General features: G+C 32.4%; 22 protein-coding genes. 12 read left to right on the forward strand and 10 right to left on the reverse strand.

The annotated features are described in order from the left end of the window. Positions 1-50 precede the first annotated feature (50 nt). The 3 genes from rlmD to BUC09_RS09635 all read left to right on the forward strand — a co-directional run bounded on the left by rlmD (position 51) and on the right by BUC09_RS09635 (position 2,716). Positions 51-1,466, forward strand: a complete 1,416-nt coding sequence (gene rlmD / locus BUC09_RS09625) for a 23S rRNA (uracil(1939)-C(5))-methyltransferase RlmD (RefSeq protein WP_073310979.1) — start codon at positions 51-53, stop codon at positions 1,464-1,466. 70 nt (positions 1,467-1,536) lie between these two features. Continuing rightward, complete coding sequence (locus BUC09_RS09630; protein WP_073310981.1) at positions 1,537-2,040, forward strand: DUF6452 family protein; 504 nt, start codon at positions 1,537-1,539, stop codon at positions 2,038-2,040. After that, a complete protein-coding gene (locus BUC09_RS09635) occupies positions 2,021-2,716 on the forward strand; it encodes a DUF6048 family protein (RefSeq protein ID WP_073310983.1) in 696 nt (231 codons plus the stop codon). The genes BUC09_RS09630 and BUC09_RS09635 overlap by 20 nt, the downstream gene beginning before the upstream one ends. A gap of 33 nt (positions 2,717-2,749) precedes the next feature. On the opposite strand, the gene BUC09_RS09640 is transcribed toward BUC09_RS09635, so the two are convergent. Further along, positions 2,750-2,983, reverse strand: coding sequence for a hypothetical protein (locus BUC09_RS09640; protein WP_073310985.1), 234 nt, complete (start codon positions 2,981-2,983; stop codon positions 2,750-2,752). A 5-nt stretch (positions 2,984-2,988) separates the two neighbouring features. Further along, entirely contained in the window at positions 2,989-4,155 is a 1,167-nt protein-coding gene (locus BUC09_RS09645) for a THUMP domain-containing class I SAM-dependent RNA methyltransferase (RefSeq protein WP_073310987.1), read from the reverse strand. Between the two features lie 108 nt (positions 4,156-4,263). Between BUC09_RS09645 and BUC09_RS09650 the strand changes: the two genes are divergently transcribed. From BUC09_RS09650 to BUC09_RS09690, 8 genes are all read left to right on the forward strand, one after another. Continuing rightward, positions 4,264-5,007: an SAM-dependent methyltransferase gene (locus BUC09_RS09650; protein WP_073310989.1), complete on the forward strand. Its 744-nt coding sequence runs from the start codon at positions 4,264-4,266 to the stop codon at positions 5,005-5,007. A gap of 29 nt (positions 5,008-5,036) precedes the next feature. Then, the gene (locus BUC09_RS09655; protein ID WP_073310991.1) at positions 5,037-5,732 is read left to right on the forward strand and encodes a ZIP family metal transporter; all 696 of its coding nucleotides are present in this window, start codon (positions 5,037-5,039) and stop codon (positions 5,730-5,732) included. A gap of 81 nt (positions 5,733-5,813) precedes the next feature. Next, entirely contained in the window at positions 5,814-6,197 is a 384-nt protein-coding gene (locus BUC09_RS09660; RefSeq protein WP_073310993.1) for a hypothetical protein, read from the forward strand. Between the two features lie 72 nt (positions 6,198-6,269). After that, the gene (gene murQ / locus BUC09_RS09665; RefSeq protein ID WP_073310995.1) at positions 6,270-7,085 is read left to right on the forward strand and encodes an N-acetylmuramic acid 6-phosphate etherase; all 816 of its coding nucleotides are present in this window, start codon (positions 6,270-6,272) and stop codon (positions 7,083-7,085) included. A gap of 6 nt (positions 7,086-7,091) precedes the next feature. Beyond that, entirely contained in the window at positions 7,092-7,316 is a 225-nt protein-coding gene (locus BUC09_RS09670) for a DUF6095 family protein (protein ID WP_073310997.1), read from the forward strand. Then, positions 7,306-7,881, forward strand: a complete 576-nt coding sequence (locus tag BUC09_RS09675; protein WP_073310999.1) for a DUF1572 family protein — start codon at positions 7,306-7,308, stop codon at positions 7,879-7,881. Before BUC09_RS09670 ends, BUC09_RS09675 begins: the two co-directional genes overlap by 11 nt. Before the next feature lie 283 nt (positions 7,882-8,164). Continuing rightward, positions 8,165-8,533 carry a DNA topoisomerase IV gene (locus tag BUC09_RS09685; protein WP_073311002.1) on the forward strand — a complete coding sequence of 123 codons (369 nt, stop codon included), beginning with the start codon at positions 8,165-8,167 and terminating at the stop codon, positions 8,531-8,533. Positions 8,534-8,567: 34 nt separating this feature from the next. Beyond that, on the forward strand, positions 8,568-9,422 hold the full coding sequence (locus tag BUC09_RS09690) for a TerC family protein (protein ID WP_073311004.1): 855 nt from the start codon (positions 8,568-8,570) through the stop codon (positions 9,420-9,422). Positions 9,423-9,461: 39 nt separating this feature from the next. Here BUC09_RS09690 and BUC09_RS09695 read toward each other — a convergent pair whose 3' ends face one another. The 8 genes from BUC09_RS09695 to BUC09_RS09730 form a co-directional block, all read right to left on the reverse strand. Further along, entirely contained in the window at positions 9,462-11,681 is a 2,220-nt protein-coding gene (locus tag BUC09_RS09695; protein WP_073311006.1) for a multicopper oxidase family protein, read from the reverse strand. Between the two features lie 7 nt (positions 11,682-11,688). Beyond that, on the reverse strand, positions 11,689-12,411 hold the full coding sequence (locus BUC09_RS09700; RefSeq protein ID WP_073311008.1) for a heavy-metal-associated domain-containing protein: 723 nt from the start codon (positions 12,409-12,411) through the stop codon (positions 11,689-11,691). Positions 12,412-12,501: 90 nt separating this feature from the next. Next, on the reverse strand, positions 12,502-13,062 hold the full coding sequence (locus BUC09_RS09705) for a helix-turn-helix domain-containing protein (RefSeq protein WP_234972540.1): 561 nt from the start codon (positions 13,060-13,062) through the stop codon (positions 12,502-12,504). Beyond that, on the reverse strand, positions 13,062-13,928 hold the full coding sequence (locus BUC09_RS09710) for a DUF3347 domain-containing protein (protein ID WP_073311011.1): 867 nt from the start codon (positions 13,926-13,928) through the stop codon (positions 13,062-13,064). The genes BUC09_RS09705 and BUC09_RS09710 overlap by 1 nt, the downstream gene beginning before the upstream one ends. A 216-nt stretch (positions 13,929-14,144) precedes the next feature. Then, a complete protein-coding gene (locus BUC09_RS09715; protein WP_073311013.1) occupies positions 14,145-14,519 on the reverse strand; it encodes a hypothetical protein in 375 nt (124 codons plus the stop codon). Between the two features lie 58 nt (positions 14,520-14,577). Next, positions 14,578-17,289: a DNA gyrase/topoisomerase IV subunit A gene (locus BUC09_RS09720; protein WP_073311015.1), complete on the reverse strand. Its 2,712-nt coding sequence runs from the start codon at positions 17,287-17,289 to the stop codon at positions 14,578-14,580. A gap of 31 nt (positions 17,290-17,320) precedes the next feature. Next, on the reverse strand, positions 17,321-17,839 hold the full coding sequence (locus BUC09_RS09725) for a hypothetical protein (protein ID WP_073311016.1): 519 nt from the start codon (positions 17,837-17,839) through the stop codon (positions 17,321-17,323). Between the two features lie 11 nt (positions 17,840-17,850). Further along, a complete protein-coding gene (locus BUC09_RS09730) occupies positions 17,851-19,713 on the reverse strand; it encodes a DNA topoisomerase IV subunit B (RefSeq protein WP_073311018.1) in 1,863 nt (620 codons plus the stop codon). Positions 19,714-19,896: 183 nt separating this feature from the next. Here BUC09_RS09730 and BUC09_RS09735 point away from each other — a divergent pair, with 183 nt between their 5' ends. After that, positions 19,897-22,377 (forward strand): TonB-dependent receptor plug domain-containing protein, encoded by a 2,481-nt coding sequence (locus tag BUC09_RS09735; RefSeq protein WP_084127186.1) that lies wholly within the window; start codon positions 19,897-19,899, stop codon positions 22,375-22,377. Positions 22,378-22,398: the final 21 nt, after the last annotated feature.

The following is a 22,398-nucleotide window of genomic DNA, read 5'->3' on the forward strand; positions in this document are numbered from 1 at the left end:
CGAAACTTAATAACTATAAAAAAAAGTTCTCTTTTCATTATCTTTGCGCCATGGGAAGAAAACAAACAAAAAAAGTCGTATTCGAAAACGTAAAAGTCCTTGATGCTGGTGCAAAAGGCGTTAGTGTAGCAAAAGCCCCAGAAGGCCAAGTAATATTTATCCCGAACGTTGTACCGGGTGATGTAGTAGATGTTCAAACATTCAAAAAACGTAAATCCTATTTTGAAGGAAAAGCAATCAAATTTCATAGCTTTTCTGAACATCGTGTAGATCCTGTTTGTGAACACTTTGGCGTATGTGGTGGTTGTAAATGGCAAAATATGAAGTACAGCCAACAATTACATTACAAACATCAAGAAGTATTCAATAATCTTAAACGCATTGGAAAAGTTGAATTACCAGAATTTGAACCAATATTGGGTTCTGAAAAACAATTTTTCTACAGAAATAAAATGGAGTTTGGTTTTTCTTCTTCTCGTTGGATGACGCAAGAAGAAGTTGAAAGTGGAGCTGAATTAGATAATAAAAATGCAGTGGGTTTCCATATTCCTAAAATGTGGGATAAAATCCTTGACATTCAAAAATGTCATTTGCAACAAGATCCATCTAATGCAATTCGTAATGAGATTAGAAGCTTTGCTAATGCAAATGGTTTATCATTCTTTAACCCAAGAAATCACGAAGGCTTATTAAGAACTTTAATGATTCGTACGGCTTCTACTGGCGAATTAATGGTATTAATTCAATTCTTTGACAACACTAAAAAAGAAATCGAACTGGTAATGAATTTCTTAGCAGAACGTTTTCCAGAAATCACTTCATTACAATATGTGATTAACCAAAAAGCAAATGATACATTATACGATCAAGACATTATTCTCTTCAAAGGAAGAGATTATATCTTAGAAGAAATGGAAGGATTACAGTTTAGCATAAATGCTAAATCGTTCTATCAGACCAATTCTGAACAGGCTTATGAATTGTATTCTATCACTCGTGAATTTGCTGGCTTAACAGGCAATGAATTGGTGTATGATTTATATACTGGAACAGGAACCATAGCTCAATTTGTTTCTAAAAAAGCGAAAAAAGTTATTGGTGTAGAGGCAGTTCCAGAAGCTATTGCCGATGCTAAAGAAAATGCAAAACGCAATAACATTACAAATTGTGAGTTCTTTGTAGGTGATATGAAAAATGTATTTAATGACGAATTCATTGCAACTCATGGTCATCCAGATGTAATTATTACTGATCCACCACGTGATGGAATGCATGCCGATGTTGTAAAACAAATTTTAAGCATAGCTCCAGAAAAAGTAGTATATGTGAGTTGTAATTCGGCTACACAAGCTCGTGACTTAGCTCTAATGGATGAAATGTATAAAGTAACACGTGTACGTCCTGTGGATATGTTCCCGCAAACACATCATGTTGAAAATGTTGTACTTTTAGAAAAAAGAAACTAAGTAAATAGTAAAAAGTGATTAGCTAATGGTTTTCTAATCACTCTTTACTAGTCACTAATTACTAAAAATAATGAAAAAAATACTTTTTGGTTTATTCTCCATCTTATTTGCAATGACAATTTTCAATTGTGAAAAGGACGACATTTGTGAAGAAGGTACTCCTACTACTCCTAGATTGATTGTAGAATTCTACGACAATAATAACCCAACGGTTAAAAAAAATGTTATAAATCTAGCTGTTGTGGGAGAAAACATGACCGATTCATTAAAATTTAATGGGGTTTCAAAAATCGAAATTCCATTAAAAAACAATGCAAATAATTCTAATTTTAGTTTTGTATTCGACTCTGCTAATTCAAATACATCATTAATAAACAATGACAACGTTGAAGTAAATTATCTTCGTAATGATGTTTTTATTTCTAGAGCTTGTGGATATAAAACAGTATTTGAATTAGATAATTCTAACGGAATGAAATTTACACCCGATTCAAATAATTGGATTAAAGAAATTGCAATACAAAATCACAACATTTTAAACGAAAACGAAGTTCATGTTAAGATATTCTTTTAATTTTTTATTACTGTTTTTATCAGTTTCAACTTTTGCTCAAAATGCAAAAAAAGATACTGTGAGTAAAAAAACAGAACGCTATGGTCTTCGTGTTGGTGTTGATTTGTCAAAATTAGCCCGTTCTTTTTATGAGAAGGACTATAAAGGGTTAGAAATTGTTGGTGATTATAGATTGACAAAGAAAATTTACATTGCTGGAGAAATTGGTAATGAAGATAAAACTGTTGAAGATGACAGAGTAAATTTTACTACAAAAGGAACCTATTTTAAAGTTGGTTTTGATTCTAATGCTTACCAAAACTGGCTAGACATGGAAAATATGATTCACATAGGTTTAAGATATGGTGTGAGTTCGTTTAGCCAAGAATTAAATAGCTATAAAATATACGACACTTCAAATTATTATCCTTTACCTGCCGATGTAGTTTCTGGAAAAAAATATGATGGACTATCTGCGCATTGGGCCGAAGTGGTTGCTGGTGTAAAAGCAGAATTATTTAATAATTTTTACGCAGGTATTAGCGTTCGTCTTAATTATCTAGTTACACAAAAAGAACCTGACAACTTTGCTAACTTATACATTCCTGGTTTTAACAAAACTTATGATGGGAAATTTGGTGTAGGATGGAATTATACAATCTCTTATTTCATACCACTTTACAAAAAGAAAAAGTAAAATAAAAAAAGCCTTCAATTTTGAAGGCTTTTTTTATTTTATCTCTTTAATTCCTTTAATAAAAATCCATTGCATAAAAAGCTTTTCACCATCTTTTGTATTGACAGCTTGAAATTTAGGAGCTAAAATAAGACCAACAGCGAATGCGGTTATAGGAATCCACCACCCTTCAAGGTTAGTATACGTATCCACTAAATATCTTGTTCCAAAGAAGAACACTGCAAAACCAATAAAATTAAATAAGAAGGCTTTTGTTTTTTTACTCATACTATTTAGTCATTATTTGATTCTTGAAATTTAGTTCTTTTACTTCCTGCGTACATCTCATATTTCACCAAACGGGCTTCCAACTTACCGTTGAACAATTTGATTTTACGTGAAGGCTTTAAGCCTACAAATTTCAACGCTTCTAAATTAGCAGTAATAAACCAAGCATTGGTATTTGGGTAACTTTGTTTCAAGGTATCTCCTACCTCTCTATAAAAACGCTCTAAATGAATATCTAAACGCTCTCCATACGGTGGGTTGAATACCATGTGTAATGGGCCTTGATTTTCTTTTTCGGTATCAAAAAAATTACGCTCAGAAATTTTTACATATTCGTCAAGATTTGCATTACGAATATTGTCTTTTGCTTTCATCACAGCACTTGGTGCTTTATCGTAACCAGTAATTGTATAATGGAATTCTTTTACTTTTTTCATCAATGAATCCATAATCTGGTCAAACAAATCGTTATCCCAGTCGTTCCATTTTTCGAAAGCAAACTCTTTACGGTTAATGTTTGGTGGAATATTACAAGCAATCATAGCTGCTTCGGCCAAAATAGTTCCTGAACCACACATTGGATCCATAAAATCACAACTTCCGTCCCAACCCGATAATAATAACATACCTGCAGCTAGAACTTCGTTGATAGGAGCAATATTTGTAGCCGTTTTATAACCTCTTTGATGCAACGAAGCACCAGAAGAATCTAATGAAACTGAACATTGATCTCTGTCGATATGAATGTTAATTCGTAAATCTGGATAATCTTTATCAATACTTGGACGAGAACCAAATTTTTCTTTAAACTGATCCACAATAGCATCTTTACATTTTTGAGCCACAAATTGTGAATGTTTAAAATTATCAGAATGAACTGTTGTGTCTATTACAAATGTTTGATTGGAGTTCATGTATTTTGACCAATCGATACCTTGAATTCCTTTGTATAAACTTGCTTCGTTAAAAGCTCTGAAATTATAAATTGGCTTTAAAATTTTCAATGCTGTTCGTAAAGCTAAATTGGATTTATACATAAAACCTTTGTCTCCAACAAAGCTTACCATTCGGGTTCCAATTTCTATATTTTGAGCACCCAATTGGTGTAATTCTTTTGCTAATATTTCTTCAAAACCAAATAAAGTTTTGGCAATCATTTTAAAGTTTTCCATAAACTCTTCTCTTTCCAACTAATAATTTGCTAATTCCAATGAATCTTTAAATTTCAAATTGGAACAGGTTCGCAAAATTACTGTAAATTTGCAAGTAAATACGAATAAATGTCAGAAAACAATACTTCACAAGAAAACAATTGGTTCGAAACTTGGTTCGACTCTCCATATTATCATATTTTATACAAAGATCGTAATGATACCGAAGCCCAATTGTTCATGGATAACCTTACACATTACCTAAATTTACCAGAAGAAGCTAAAATTTTAGATCTTGCTTGTGGCAAAGGACGTCATGCTATTTACTTGAATCAATTAGGATATGATGTAACAGGTGTTGATTTATCAGAAAACAGTATTAAAGAAGCTTCAAAGTCAAGCAACGACACATTACATTTTAAAGTACACGATATGCGTGTGCAAACAGAGGAAAAATACGATGCGGTTTTTAATTTATTTACCAGTTTTGGTTATTTTGAAAATGAAGAAGATAATTTTAAAACATTAGCTGCTATCAAAAACAGTTTAACCGAATATGGTTTTGCTGTAATTGATTTTATGAATGCAAATTATGTTATTGATAATTTAGTTCCAGAAGAAGTAAAAACTGTTAATGGAATTGATTTTAATATCAAACGTTATCTTACTGATGGTCATATTTATAAAGAAATTGATTTTGAAGATAAAGGACAGAAATTCCATTTCACAGAAAAAGTAAGAGCTTTGACTTTACAAGATTTTGAACAAATGATGGAAAAAGCCGACATTTATTTGTTGGACATTTTTGGAGATTACAAACTTCGAAAATTCTACAAAAACGATTCTGAACGATTGATTATGGTTTTTAAATAGTTAAATACCGCATAACTCATAATTAATTTATGATATACATCATTCCATTTTTATCAGTAGTATTAGGATATATAATTGCTACTTTTTTACAACCTAAAAACAAAAAGAATCTAAAACTTTTACTGGCTTTTAGTGGATCTTTCCTTTTAGCATTAACGGTTTCACATTTATTGCCTGAAATATATTCTGGATACAATGTTTCACAAAGTGCGGAACATACGCATAACAATACTGGGATTTTTATCATGGTTGGAATTGTATTCCAGATCATTTTGGAATATTTCTCACAAGGTGCCGAACACGGTCACGTGCATGGTCATGATAAAATGAATCACATTCCTTGGGCATTATTCATCAGTTTGTGTTTACATGCTCTTTTAGAAGGAATGCCTGTAAGTCAGCATCATCATTTGGCTTGGGGAATTTCGATTCACCACTTCCCTATTGCCATCATTTTGACAACATTTTTAATGCAATCCCACTTAAATAAAGTTTCAAGATTAATTTTTATGATTGTTTTTGCTTTAATGACTCCACTAGGAACATTAATAGCAACAGATTCGACTGCATTACTACGATTTCAAACTGAAATCACCGCCTTTGTTATTGGTATTTTATTCCACATATCGTCTACTATCATTTTTGAAAGTAGCGAAGGACACAAATTCAATATGGCTAAACTTACAGCTATCATTTTAGGAATTGTGTTGGCTTATTTTATGTAAGTTATGAGAAAAATATTTTTACTTTTAATTAATTTAATAAGCCTTAACTTTTGTTTTTCACAAAATACAAATCTCGTTTTAATGGTAAATGACCAACTTTTAAATGGAGAAATAACAAATCTTTATTTAAAATTTGAGAATGAAAATGAAACAAAAAAAATATATGTAAATTATTATCCTGGAGATTTGATTTTAAATTCAGAAACTTTAGAGCTTATAAATTCTGACAAAACGAATAAAATATATTTACATTTTGACTATAAAACTTTTAAAAAAGAAAAACATCTTATTTCAAATTTTGATATTGAATTAAAGAAGATTATGTTTCAACAGCCTTACTTAATTATTAATGTATTCGATTTTACAGACAAAAAGTATCGAAAATGGTATCAATACTTGACTAATGAAAACTATCTACCACAAATTATTTTTCCAAATAGTGGAATTTATGTGAGAATGAAATAAACACTTTTTACTGATTTTTCCATTCTAAAATCTTCTTAACTTTGAAACTCTGTCACATTACACTAATAAAAAATGACTTTCACAAAAACCACAGAGCAATCCTCAAAATACGAGCATTTAGAACAAATGCCTCTTCATGATTTATTGACCAATATTAACAATGAAGATAAAACCGTACCATTAGCCGTTGAAAAAGCTTTACCTCAAATTGAAATTTTGGTAACAAAAGTGGTAGAACAAATGAAAAAAGGCGGTCGCTTGTTTTACATTGGAGCAGGTACTTCAGGTCGTTTGGGAATTGTAGATGCTTCAGAGTGTCCTCCAACTTTTGGAGTGCCTTTCGATTTGGTAATTGGAATCATTGCTGGAGGCGATACTGCCATTAGAAAGGCTGTAGAATTTGCAGAAGACGATAAGGAACAAGCATGGAAAGATCTTCAAGAATGGAATATCAATGAAAATGATGTGGTTATTGGAATTGCAGCATCAGGAACAACTCCTTATGTAATAGGAGGTTTAGAAAAATGTAACGAAAATAATATTACAACTGGTTGTATTACTTGCAACCAAGGAAGTCCTTTGGCACAAACTGCCCTTCTTCCAATTGAAGTAGTTGTAGGTCCTGAATTTGTAACTGGAAGTAGCCGAATGAAGGCAGGAACAGCTCAAAAATTGGTTCTAAACATGATTTCGACAGCTACCATGATTCAGTTGGGGCGTGTAAAAGGAAACAAAATGGTCGATATGCAACTTAGCAATGTTAAGTTAATTGACCGTGGTGTTCGAATGATTATGGGAGAAATTCCTGTAACTTATGAAGAAGCTGAAAAGCTTTTAAAAGAACACGGAAGCGTGAGAAAAGCTGTGGAAAGTTATCAATCTAAATAAGAGAAAATGTCTACCAACAAAGAAGTTTTATACAAAGGAATTAAATTTTTAAGTTTTGCCTTGCCGTTAATGTTCATTGGACCTTCGGTGATTTTTAGTTCTTTTAAAAATCAGAACCACCCTTTTTATATTCCTATTTTAGGGATTGGTATTATTTTGTGCTTACTAGCAATTTTTCTTATCTTTAAAGGAATTCAAACCATAATGAGAAGTCTTTTTAATGGAAACTAAAAACATATACTTAGAAAGCGTAAAAAAACAAATGCTTTACTACAAAACTATTGCAGATAAAGCAATAGACCAATTAGATGAAGACCAATTATTCTTCAGTACAAACGAAGACACCAACAGTATTGCAGTAATCATGAAACATATGGCAGGAAATATGCTTTCTCGTTGGACAGATTTTCTAACAACCGATGGAGAAAAAGAATGGCGTAAACGTGATGAAGAATTTGAAAATAACACATCAACTAAAGCCGAATTAATAACTCTTTGGACAAAAGGTTGGAATTGTTTTTTTAATGCTATTAATTCGCTTCAACCTGAACAATTATCACAAATAATTTATATCAGAAACGAAGGTCAAACAGCCTTAGATGCCATCAACCGTCAATTAGCACATTACCCTTATCATATTGGTCAAATTGTGTTTTGTGCCAAAATGCTTAAGAAAACAGAATGGAATAGTTTATCAATTCCGAAAAACAAATCAAAAGACTATAATGCAGACAAATTTTCGAAAGAAAAAAGTCTAAAGCATTTTACGGATGATGAAATGAATAAATTGAAATAATTAATGGCTGGTTTTTATAATCTTGCTGGCGGATTTTTATGGTGGGTTTTAATAAAATTTTGCTCAACAAATCTTTCTGAAGAACAATCAGATATATTTAATAAAAGGAATCAATGGTTTTTCTATTTAATACAAATCTTTGCTTGTCTTTTAATTATTTACATTATTATATATGTTAATAACATAGCCCTGATAGAAGCGGCATCCTTTTAAAAGGACATTTCGAGAACCTCAATGTCCTTTTAAAAGATATAGCGTATAGCAGGAAATAGCTCCTAAAAAAATGAAAAAAATAATTGCATTACTTACTCTTTCATTGTTTTCATGTTACGAACAAGAACAAAAATGCGAAGATTTTAAAACTGGAAAATTTCAGTTTACACAAGAAATTGAAGGTAAAAAAATGACTTCGGTTTTTGAGCGAAATGATTCGTTACAAATAGAAACTTTTAATGGTAAAACAGATACGGCTAGTGTTCGCTGGGTAAATGATTGTGAATATGTTTTACAAAAGTTACATCCTAAAAACATGCAAGAAAAAAAAGCAATTAACATTAAAATACTGAGTACCAAAGAGAATGAATATCAATTTGAATATTCTTTTGTTGGCGAAGCAAAAAAAGAAAAAGGAACTGTAACAAAAATCAATTAGAACCGTATAACTCCCGTAAACATAATTAAACAAAATGGAAACATTAATGAACCCTGATGCATGGATTGCATTACTGACTTTAACTTTTTTAGAAATTATTTTAGGTATCGATAACATAGTTTTCTTATCGATTGTATCTGGAAAATTAAGAGCCGAAGATCAACCAAAAGCGAGAAGAATAGGTCTTTTATTAGCGATGGCTTTTAGAATTATACTTCTTTTTGGAATCACATGGGTTATGAGCTTAAAAAAATCATTTTTTGATTTTGATTTTGGTTTTGTTTCAGGAGGTATTTCAGGGCAGAGCTTGATCGTATTTGCTGGAGGTTTATTTCTACTTTATAAATCGGTTTCTGAAATTCATCATAAACTAGAAGGCGAAGAAGAGTCAGCTGCTGGAAAAGCAAGTAATTCATTAAGTGGTGCTATTATACAAATTGCTTTGTTAAACATAGTTTTCTCTTTTGATAGTATCTTAACTGCGGTTGGATTAGTAAGTTCAGCTGAACCACCTACAGGTTTTGGTCCGGCTGGGGCATTAGAAATTATGGTTGGTGCAATCATTATTTCAATTATTATTATGTTGATTTTTGCTGGTCCAGTTTCTAAATTCGTTAACGAACATCCTACAATTCAAATTTTAGGGTTATCATTCCTTATTTTGATTGGGGTAATGTTGTTAGCAGAAGGTTCACATTTAGCTGACTTAAAATTCTTTGGTGGTACAGAAGTTCACAGTATTCCAAAAGGTTATTTATACTTTGCTATTTTCTTCTCTTTGTTTGTGGAATTCCTAAATTTAAGAATGAAGAAAAAAGGTACACCTGTACAATTACACAATAATAAAATCTTGGATGAGAAGTTAACAGATAACGATTTAACTAATTAATCTTAAAAAAAAGCCCTGAAATTTTCAGGGCTTTTTTATTTAATAATTCAAAGTTAATCCGAATCCGAATCCCATATCACTATCATAATGTGTTGATAAGGCAGAATAACGGTTCATAATATATTTAAATCCTCCCATATATTCTTTATCCGTATTAATCATGAAAGCCATACGCAGGCGTTTTGATAAAGGAATATCTTCACGCATCAATTGAAAACGCACATTACCATCACTAAATACTTCTCCTTGAACCGTTGCAAGAAAAGGTAAAACATAACTAGCTCCTGCACTCACAACGGCGCGTTTATCTTTAGTGTTAGTTTGACCAAAAAGATTCTTTTCAATTTCATCATGTCCCATTTTACGGTAGCGCCAATCAAAACCAATGAAAGGCATAAACCATTGCATTTTTCCAATATATCTCCCAATGTGAGTTTCGGTTTCATAGCCATGCATATCGTTATACCCCAAACGCCATTCTGTGCCTATACTCCATCGTGTATTTTGCAACATAAACATACCATCGTTTCCATTGGTTGCAAAATCATTTTCGGCCATAAAATGAAATTCACGATCGTCAGCTTTCAGCATTTTATAAGCTTTTTTAGGATCAGGTAATTCTGGATTTGGTTTTTGATTTTCATACGAAAAGATTCTGCCCATACCACTCATCATATGGTATAAAATATGACAGTGAAAAAACCAATCTCCTTCTTCATTAGCTAGAAATTCAATAGTATCAGTTTCCATTGGCATAATATCCACAACGTTTTTTAAAGGAGCATAATCTCCTTGACCATTGATCAAACGGAAATCATGTCCGTGTAAATGCATTGGGTGACGCATCATTGAACCATTATAAAGAGTAATACGTAATATTTCTCCTTTCTTAACCAAAATTTTATCCGTTTCTGAAATCACTTTATTATCTAGACTCCAAACGTAACGATTCATATTACCTGTAAGTTCAAATCGTAATTCTTTAACTGGAGCATTAGAAGGCAAAACTGTTTTAGTAGGTGACTTCAGCATTGCATAATTTAAAGTCACTATACTTGATAGTTTATTTGCATTATATTGATGTTCTGAATGTTCATTAGACATTACTTTTTTTTCATTCTTTTTACCAGTAATTTCGGGATACATAACCGTATTCATGTCCATTTGGTTCAAACTCATTTTCATCCCCATATCATTCAATTCTCCGTTCATTTTCATCATATCGTTCATCATCTTCATCCCTTCAAAATACTTTAATTTAGGCAATGGTGAAACCAATTGCTTTATTCCATTTCCTAAAAAAAGTGATGCCGATTTTGTTCTGTCTTCCGGGGTTGCTAAAAACTCATAAGCGGTTTCATCAGCAGGAATATCAACCACAACATCATAGGTTTCTGATACAGCGATAAGTAAACGATCTACTTCTACAGGTTCAACATCATTACCATCATTAGCCACAACTGTTATTTTTCCTCCAGCATATGTAAGCCAAAAATTAGTTGACGCACCACCATTTGAAATTCTTAACCTCACCTTTTCGCCGCCTCTAATCCCTGTAATTTGATTTTCTGGTTTACCATTTACAAAGAACTTTTCATAATATACATCACTCACATCCATGGCTAACATTCGTTTCCATTCGTTAGTTAGTTTGGTTTTTAAATGACCTTCTTTGATTGCTTCAGCATAACTTTGAGTAGTCCCTTTTTTTATAGCAAACCAATCGGAAGCATTGTGCAGCATTCGATGCACATTTTTAGGATCAGTGTTAGTCCATTCACTTAAAATTACTGGATAAGTAGGCAAATCATCAATCCCTTTTCGAAAAGTTGAATCATCACTTCTTTTATTGAAAATCATGGAACCATACATTCCTATTTGCTCTTGCAATCCTGAATGACTATGGTACCAATGCGTTCCGTTTTGTTTTATAGGAAACTGATAAATATATGTACTACCTGGTTTTATAGGCATTTGGGTTAGATAAGGTACTCCATCTTCTTTATTTGGTAAAAAAACACCATGCCAGTGCATGCTGGTTTCTTCATTTAATTCGTTGTGGACATAAATCTTTGCCATATCACCTTCAGTAAAAGTTAATGTTGGCATAGGAATCTGACCATTGACAGCAATGGCTCTTTTTTCTTTACCAGCATAATTCACAATGGTATCTCGGACATATAAATCATATCTAACGACTTTTTGCGCAAAAGCCGTCGATATGAATAATAATATTATAATTTTAATTAAAAATTTCATCTTTATGTTATAATAATTGAAGAAGCATGTAAGCACTCATAGCTATCATTAATGCATCTTCGATAATGGTTATTGTACTCATAGGCAAATTAAAAACAGCACCCAAACAAGCACATTGAATTCTTTTTTTATTCAAAACTGACTGCAAAACTCCTATGATACTAACTGACATAACCACAAAAGTGATTAGATTAGTTATCATTGGATTAAAATCAATTAGGAAAGCAATTCCCAAACCTAATTCTACAAAAGCATAGATATAAGCCCAAACGGGTACCTTACGTGCAATTACATCATACATGACATAACTTTCTGCAAATCCTTTTAAGTTTAATAACTTGAAAAAAGAAAATACCAAAAAGAAACCTGCCATGAAATGTCTCATCCATATCATAGAATTGAAAGAACTTGTTCGCCATTGAATCAGTAAGGTCACAACTGTAATAAATCCAAAAATCAGTAAAACTGGTTTGTAAGTTTCCAACCAAGATTTAGTTTGGTCAGCTATTTCATTATGTGTCTTCACAGTAATTTTATACTTACTGTCTTTTTCAGTCAATGCCTTTTGCAATTCACTTAACGAAACATGTTTATCCATCGAAATTACTGCTGAATTTGTTTCTTTAGAAACTTCTACATTAGTTATGTTTGCTACAGAGAACAAAGCAGATTTTACTTTAGCCTCACAGCTTGAACATGTCATTCCTGTTATTTGATACTCGTGTGTCATTGTTTAAATTTTTTAAGTGATTTATAATGACAAAGTTCTGAACAGACTACACCAAATTATTTACAATATTTCTGATATGATTTGTAATTTTTATAGGTCTTCAATTTGTTTACGCTTTTTTTCCCTTAGTTGTTTAAAATAAGTTGGAGTAAAACCAGTGATTTTTTTAAACTGATTACTCAAATACGCCACACTACTGTAATTGAGCTGATAAGCAATTTCACTCAAGCTCAACTCATCATAAACCAAAAGTTCTTTTACTTTTTCAATACGTTGTAGTATGTAGTATTTTTCTACTGTTACTCCTTCAACTTCCGAAAAAAGGTTGCTTACATAATTGTAATCTAAGGATAGCTTTTCGCTGATATAATCTGAAAGGTTGGTTTTTATTCCATCTTTGTTGTGATGCACTAATTCAATGATAATCGTTTTGATTTGTTCAATCAAACGGCTTTTTTTATCATCAATCACTTCAAAACCAAATTTTTCTAATTGTTTAACAATTAACTTTTTCCTGTTCTCGTCTAAAGAATCAATGATATCAGCCTCACCTAATTCAACTGAAAGAACGTTAAGTCCGAGTTTTTCCAACTCAGACTTAACTACCAGTTTACAGCGACTGCAAACCATATTCTTGATATAAATCTTCACTATTTCAGGGTTTCAACCGTTTTTCCACAATTTAGCATCATCGAACCATAATATGGATTTTTTACGGCATTTTCATAACTCAACCAATTGGCTCCTTTACCATCATTAGCCATAGGACAAAATTGATAATAAACTGGTTTATTCAACTTTTCGGCTTTCAGTAAAGCATAAACATTTTTAGAAAGTGTCATAAAATGATCTCTTTGATGCTTTAAATCTTTAGTCTCACCAATATGTTCTGCATCTTCTGTAAGATCTTTTAAAACTTTCATCCAAACCATGTGTACTTCATTATCCAATAATTCCATTTTTACTTGACTAATGGCAACTACCATACTTTTTGAAACCTCTGAAGCTTTATTTCCATCAGAACTAACCAAAGCATCTTTTAATTGAAAATAATTTCCATAAACCTTTTCTAATTGATTTTTTTCTTGTTTAACTCCAACAGTTTCAGTTTTAACATGATCTTCATGATTGTGAGCTGTTTCATTTATAGATGCTTTAACAACTTCTTTTTTAAATTCACGTTTGTACTGACAACATTGTGGTAAATTTTTATAAACATCATCTGGTGCCAAAAAAGATTCGCTATCATATCCAGCTAAAGCTATTCTTTTTAAAATTTCCTCTTTATTGGTCTTCTTTTCATCATAACTGATGTTGGCTAATTTTGTGTCTTTGTTCCAATCTATTGAAGCTACTTTTTTTAAATTCCCTGCTTTTTCGATAGTTTCTTCACACATTTCACAGTTTCCGCTGATTTTTACAGTTTCCTTTTTTTCATTTTTAATTTGAGCTTCACAAGAAACAGAAAATAACGCCAGACTTAACAATAAAACTATATTTTGAATTGAATTTTTCATATGTGTATAATTTAATTTTTAGAGGTCACATATGTTATCGCCTTATTTTTAATAAGTGTTTGTTTGCAACAAACATGTTATATGTGGCGATTTCATACATAAACGAATTGTAGCCTGATTAACAAGCTGATAATTACTATAAAATTAGGTAAATAATTACAATTGTAAATTCATCCATTAACGGATAAATACAATTATGGCTAGTCAGAAATTCGTTTAGCTTATTTTTGGCGGAGCCCAAACAGAAAAAAACACCTTGTTTATCAAAGCATTATAAAAGAAATTATCTTCTTTTTTTGTAGTAGATATGAAAGAATAATTGTTAGATTCAATTATCATAGTAAATACCAAGGAAGTACAACTTCCAAAAGAGGTACATTGACATTTTGAATCGTCACAACTTTTACTACATCCTTTATCTTTATTGGGAGAGGATTGTTTATCACAACAATTTTTTGAAGTTAACTTTTTTGAAGTGATTGTTTTATGAGAAGTCAAATTCATTTTCATATTGCATGCATAACCTTGATTAGGCATTAAAAACATGCCTAAAAGAAATACAATTAAATATGAGAATATCTTTGTTTTCATCTGATTGAACAAATATAAAAAAAAGTAACAGTTTGAACTGTTACTTTTTTCTTAAAACTTAATCTAAACTCAAAGTGATTTGACCATCATCTTCAAGCGTTATATTATAATCAGTCAATTCAGTTCCTTCAATCGTTTCTGAATCTCCTTTTTCAATTTCTTCAGGAATTACCTCAATAGGTTCTTCATACGGCAACGGATCCAATAAATTGATTTGTTTTATTTTATCAGTCGTTAGCTGGTTCCCTATGGCTTTTATTCCTTTAACTGCTATAAATTGTTCTAAATCGACCGTTTGATTCTCTTTTTGAACACCTTTGCTTTTTGCAAAAATAACTTCAGCAACCGGACGCCAATCAGTAGAAACAATTTCTAATTGGGACTTTTCGTGTTCTGTAATAAAAATTTCTTCCTTATTTTCATTTTCAATCAAGAAACGTTTGATAAAATAACGTTCTTTCTCTCCATCATAATAAATAGCAGAAATAGGTTTTTTAGGATGCCATTTTTCCAGAACAATCATGTCTTCATCAAAATGCGTCGTCAATTCAGGTATAATTGTTTTTAGTTTACCTGATTGATTGATGATAAGCAAACGATCATTCGGACGGAATTCACCCAATAACTCCCCTCTTCCATCAACATTTAAACGTTGTACGGTATCATCAAACCAAACTTTACGAGGTCGTAACGTTGAAATTCCTTTTTCTTTCAGTTCAATTTTCTTGATAGGATATTTAGAAACTGTGTTTCCTTTTGAAGCACGACCTTTAATCATGATTTCGGCGAAATCAACATCCCATTTCAGTTTTTTCACACTACCTACTTGGCGTAACAAAATGGTTACTGTTTCTGCTTCACCATTGGGGTTCGCTGAAAAATACAATACTTGCGAACCTGCTTTTTCTTGCGTTAAATCATATTCCTTATCACGAGTTACCCCAGAAACATTAAAACGTTTAATAAATGAAGGTCCCGACTTACCATCGCGGTAAATCATATTATAAATGGTTCGCTTATCATTTTTATCGAAAACTGCGATATGGATGATATCTTTACCAATGAACTTTTTCTCATCGACTTTAGTGATGATCATTTTTCCATTACGAAGGAAACAAATCACATCATCAATATCAGAACAATCGGCTACATATTCGTCTTTTTTCAAACCAGTACCAATGAAACCTTCTTCTTTATTTACGTATAACTTAGTATTACGCAACACTACTTTAGTCGCTTCAATCGTATCAAAATTTCTTATCTCAGTTTGTCTTTCACGCCCTTTACCATACTTCTCCTTTAATCGGACAAAGTAATCGATGGCAAAATCAATAAGGTTTGCCAAATGATGCTTCACTTGCTCCATTTCGGATTCCAACTTGGCAATCGCATCATCCGCTTTATCCGAGTCAAATCGTGTAATACGAATCATTGGAATTTGTGTCAAACGTTGTAAATCATCATCATTGATTTCACGAACCAGTAACTTTTTAAACGGTTCGAAACGTTTGTACATATATTCGTATAACGATTCTTTATCTGAATACAATTTGAAATCAATATACATTTCTTCACGAATGAAGATTTTTTCTAAAGTAGAGAAATGCCACTTTTCTTGCAACTCCTTCAGCTGAATTTCAAGCTCCTGACGTAATAAATCAACCGTCCTATTAGTCGAAATCTTTAACATTTCCGAAACACCAATAAACAACGGTTTGTTATCCTCAATTACACATCCTAATGGTGCAATTGAAGTCTCACAAGCGGTGAAAGCATATAAGGCATCTATCGTTTTATCTGGCGATACTCCTGGCGGAAGGTGTATTAAAATTTCAACTTCGGCTGCAGTATTGTCTTCAATTTTTTTGATTTTAATTTTCCCTTTATCATTCGCTTTCAAAATACTATCAATCAATGACGTCGTATTCGTCGAAAAAGGAATTTGGGTAATTACCAAGGTTTGTTTGTCTAACTGTGAAATTTTTGCACGTACGCGTATACGTCCGCCTCGATTTCCATCATTATAATTAGAAACATCGGCAATACCTGCAGTTGGAAAATCTGGATAAAGGGTAAATGGTTTATTCTTTAAGATTTTAATGGACGCATCGATTAACTCATTGAAGTTATGTGGCAAAATTTTAGTCGATAAACCCACTGCAATACCTTCTCCTCCTTGTGCTAACAACAATGGAAACTTTACAGGAAGGTTAATAGGCTCAGCACGACGACCGTCATACGACAATCCCCATTCGGTAATTTTTGGAGAATATAAAACTTCCAACCCGAATTTTGAGATACGGGCTTCAATGTAACGAGAAGCAGCCGCTCCATCACCTGTTAGGATATTTCCCCAGTTTCCTTGACAATCTATCAACAAGTCTTTTTGACCAATTTGTACCATAGCATCACCAATACTCGCATCACCATGTGGGTGATACTGCATCGTATGTCCAACAACATTTGCCACTTTATTGTAACGGCCATCATCCAACTCCTTCATGGAGTGCATGATACGACGTTGTACTGGTTTAAAACCATCTTCTATAGCAGGTACAGCACGTTCTAGAATTACGTAAGACGCATAATCTAAGAACCAATCCTTATACATACCTGTTACTTTAGTAATGGTAGCCTCTGGATTATCTTCGTTGTGATCGTAAAAATGTTCACCTTCAAAATGTCCTTCCTCTGTAGTGTTTTCTTCAGATAAGTTCTCGTCTTGAGGTGTTAATTCTTCTTCGTTTATGTTTTCGTTTTCTTCGCTCATATTTCAGTTAACAGTTTTCAGTTAACAGCTTTTAGTCACCTAAATATTTAACACCAAATTGTTTTAATAATTCTTTAGCTTTTTCCCCCTTTTCAAGGCAAAACTCTGGATATTTATATAATTTTTTTGATCTTTTATCATTTCCACATTCAATGCAAAACTCATAATAAGCACTTAATTTATTCTTTTTAAAAAAAGCAATTAGATGCCTCGGAGCATAGCAGGCTGCAACTGTAGCTTTAATTTTACAATAATCTTCTTTTATAAAATTGACTAAATCTTCAATTTGGCTATTATTTAAAATAATTTTATCTTTTATTTCATCCTCTGATAAAGTTATCTTCCCATTTAGAACAATATCAATATTTTTTATTTCAGATGAAGAGTTTAGACTGTCATCATCTTGTATAGGTGGAGGTGGTGGAGGTGTTCTTGATTCGAAAGAATAAACCACTACTTTATCATAACTGATTCCTTGAAGTTGATTTTCAACATCCTTCTGACAAGATATGCAGAATGAAGTAATAAATCCAATTAAAATATATTTCATAATCAAAACATCTAACTGGTTAATTCTTCAACAGTATCCAACTCCACTTTCAAATTCTTGATAATAAACTCCTGACGATCCGGTGTGTTTTTACCCATATAGAATTCTAACAATGTCTCGATAGAAGTTGCTTTATCCAGCATTACAGGATCTAATCGAATATCTTCTCCAATAAAATGTTTGAACTCATCGGGAGAAATCTCTCCTAATCCTTTGAATCGAGTGATTTCGGGTTTTGGTTTTAATTTATCGATCGCAGCTCTGCGTTCATCATCGCTGTAACAGTAAATAGTTTCTTTCTTATTACGTACACGGAATAATGGTGTTTGCAAAATATACAAATGACCTTCTTTGATGATTTCTGGAAAAAATTGTAAGAAGAACGTAATCAACAGCAAACGAATGTGCATACCATCAACATCGGCATCGGTTGCGATAACAATATTGTTGTAACGCAAATCCTCCATGCTCTCTTCAATGTCCAAAGCGGCTTGCAAAAGATTGAATTCTTCGTTTTCATATACAATCTTCTTGGTCATACCGTAAGTATTCAAGGGCTTACCACGCAAACTAAATACCGCTTGTGTATTCACATCACGTGACTTGGTAATCGAACCAGAAGCCGAATCTCCCTCGGTAATAAACAAAGTACTTTCTAAACTACGTGGGTTCTTAGCATCTGTTAAATGCACACGACAGTCACGCAGTTTTTTATTATGTAAACTTGCTTTTTTAGCACGTTCTTTAGCTAATTTACGAATACCTGAAAGTTCTTTACGTTCACGCTCTGCTTGAAGAATCTTACGAAGCAATAAATCGGCTACTTCAGGATTCTTATGTAGGAAGTTATCTAAATTGGTTTTGATAAAATCGTTTACAAATGTACGTACTGAAGGACCATTTGGACCAATATCTGTCGATCCTAATTTAGTTTTTGTTTGCGATTCGAATACAGGCTCTTCCACCTTAACAGAAATCGCAGATACGATAGACTTACGAATATCGGAAGCTTCAAAAGGTTTATTGTAAAACTCTTTTATTGTTCTAACAATAGCCTCACGGAATGCACCTAAATGCGTACCTCCTTGGGTGGTATTTTGACCATTAACAAACGAATAATACTCTTCAGAATACTGACTTTTACTATGCGTCATTGCAATTTCGATATCATCACCACGAAGATGAATGATAGGATATTGCATGTCTTCTTCAGAAATAGTTTCTTCTAATAAATCTTTTAATCCATTATCAGAATAAAACTTTTCTCCGTTATAAATTATTGTTAGTCCTGTATTTAGATAACAATAGTTTTTCAACATCTTTATGATGTACTCATTTCTGTATTTGTAGTGCTTAAAAATGGTATCATCAGCTACGAAAGAAACTTTTGTTCCTTTACGCTTTGTAGTAGTTATAACATCTTCTTCAAGAGTAAGATTTCCAGCTGAGAATTCGGCAGCTTTTTGTTGGTCATCACGAACAGATTCTACGCGAAAATACGTTGAAAGCGCATTAACTGCTTTGGTACCCACCCCATTCAAACCTACTGATTTTTTGAAGGCTTTAGAATCGTATTTACCTCCCGTATTCATTTTAGAAACCACATCAACCACTTTTCCTAATGGTATACCACGTCCATAATCACGAACTGTTACCATACGGTCTTTAAGTGTGACTTCGATGGTTTTTCCAGCCCCCATTACGAACTCGTCAATACAGTTATCTAGTACCTCTTTTAGTAAGATATATATACCATCATCAGGCGATGAACCGTCTCCTAGTTTTCCTATGTACATACCAGGACGCATACGAATATGTTCCTTCCAGTCGAGAGAACGTATATTGTCTTCGGTATATTGATTTTGCTCAAGCATATAAAAAATCGATTTGGCGCTAATATACTAGAAATGTTATGAAAAAGGAATAGATGAAACAGAAAGTTATTAAGATTATTAATCTAAATTTCATTAACAATGATTACCTTATAAAATGAGAAAAAGTTTCATAAAATTTGTTAAAAAATTAATTACTTTAGCACAAACTAACAAACTTATTATATGAAAAAACTATTAAAATTATCCTTAATTCTATTTTGTGTATCCAATGGATATTCACAAGATCAAGAAAAGGAACAAAGTAAAGAATTAGAAGAAGTAACCATTCAAACAGTTGGTTCAAGAAACTCTAAACGAACAGTAGTAAATTCTGCTGTTCCAATTGATATTATAAATGTAAAAGAAGTAACTACACAAAGTGGTAAAATTGAAATTAACGAATTACTTCAATACGTAGCACCATCTTTTAATGCAAACAAACAATCCGGATCTGATGGGGCAGATCACGTTGATCCTGCATCTTTAAGAGGAATGGGGCCTGATCAAACTTTAGTTTTGATTAATGGAAAAAGAAGACACCAATCGTCACTAATTAATTTATTCGGAACTAGAGGTCGTGGAAATACAGGAACTGATTTAAATGCAATTCCTGCATCAGCGATTAAAAGAATTGAAATTTTACGCGATGGTGCTGCTGCACAATATGGCTCTGACGCAATAGCAGGTGTTATTAACATAGTTCTGAACGACAATGTAAATGAACTTAATGGTGCTGTTACCTATGGAGCATACAACACTGATGCTGAAGGAGATTTTCCTAATGGAACTGCCAATACAAAAGGTTTTAGATTAGATGAAAATGGTTTTGGAAATTCATTTGGAAAAAATAAACGATTAGATGGAAACTCAGTTAAAGTTGGAGCAAATTATGGTGTGTCTCTTGGAAAAAAAGGAGGACTTGTAAATTTTACAACTGAGTTTTTGAAAAAAGAAAAAACATTACGTCCTGGTTTTGATTTTAGAAAAGGTTTTGGAGAAGCAGAAATATTAAGCGCGAATATAATGGCTAATTTATCTATTCCTATTTGTGACAAACTAGACTTTTATGCATTTGGTGGTAGAAATTACAGAGATACAGACGCATATGCTTTTACAAGAAATGATGGTGAAAGAGTTGTAGAATCTATATACCCAGGTGGATTTACACCAAGAATTACTTCAAACATTATTGACAATTCATTTGCTGCTGGTTTTAAAAGAAAATCTGATAGTGGTTGGAAAATGGATTTAAGTAATACATATGGTAAAAACATTTTTGATTACAGAATTAAAGGAACACTTAATGCATCTTTAGAAGGTAATTCTCCTACTGAATTTGATGCAGGAGGACATAGCTTGAGTCAAAACACAATAAATCTTGATTTTTCTAAAAACTATGATTCGGTATTAAAAGGTATGAACTTAGCTTTTGGAGCCGAGTATAGAATCGAAAGATTTGAAATTTTTGCTGGAGAAGTTGGTTCATATGCTACATACGACACCAATGGTGAAGTGATTACTGACCCTTCAACACAATCTGCTCCAATTGATCCAATTTCTGGAAATCCAAGACCTGGAGGCTCTCAAGGTTTCCCAGGATATAGTCCTAAAAACGAAGTTGATAAAACTCGTTCAAATGTTTCGGCATATGCTGATGCAGAATTTGATATCACAGAAAAATTCATGGTTAGTGCTGCTGCCCGTTTTGAAAATTATAGTGATTTTGGAAGTACACTAAATGGTAAAATAGCTTCTAGATTTAAAGTAACAGATAAAATAAATTTAAGAGGATCTGTTAGTACTGGTTTTAGAGCTCCATCATTAGCTCAAATATATTACAACACAAGTTTTACAAACTTTAGTAGTTCAGGTGCATCAGAAATTTTATTAGCCAATAATGAAAGTTCGGTTACAAGAGCGTTTGGTATTGAAAAATTAAATGAAGAAAAAGCCATAAACGCTTCTCTTGGTGTAACTGCTACTTTTGGCTCTTTTACTGCAACTATTGATGGTTATATGATTAATGTTAAAGACAGAATCGTTTTAACTGGTTACTTTGACGCATCTACATTAGGATTAGGAGTTGATCAAGCACAGTTTTTCATAAATGGAGCAGATACAAAAACTAAAGGTATTGATCTAGTTTTATCATGGAAGAAAAAAATTGGAGAATCTAATTTTGGAGCAACATTTGTTGGAAACATTAACGAAATGGAAATTTCAAAAGTAAAGAATCGTAATCTAGACGAGCAAACTTTTTTTGGAGAGCGTGATAAAGCCTTTTTATTAGCATCCGCGCCAAAAAATAAATTTGCATTAAACTTGAATTATGGAAGAAAATGGTTTGATGCTGGTCTTGCGTTTACAAGATTTAGTGAAGTTAAGTTGTTAGACTATCAAGTTTATGAAGATGTTTCTGGTTACGGTTCGTTTGATGAACAAATTAAGGCTGCAACTGATACTTATGATCCTAAAATTGTAACTGATTTAACATTAGGGTTTAAACTTTCTAAAAACTTTAAATTGAGTTTAGGAAGCAATAACTTATTCAATGTGTATCCTGACCAACAAGATGACTGGGTTGAAGCTGGTGGATATTGGGACGCTGTTCAAATGGGCTTTAGCGGAGCGTATTACTACGCTAGATTAGGATTTACATTTTAATTTGATATTTTTACATATAAA

Source organism: Flavobacterium terrae, assembly GCF_900142035.1.
GTDB classification, from domain to species: Bacteria; Bacteroidota; Bacteroidia; order Flavobacteriales; family Flavobacteriaceae; genus Flavobacterium; species Flavobacterium terrae.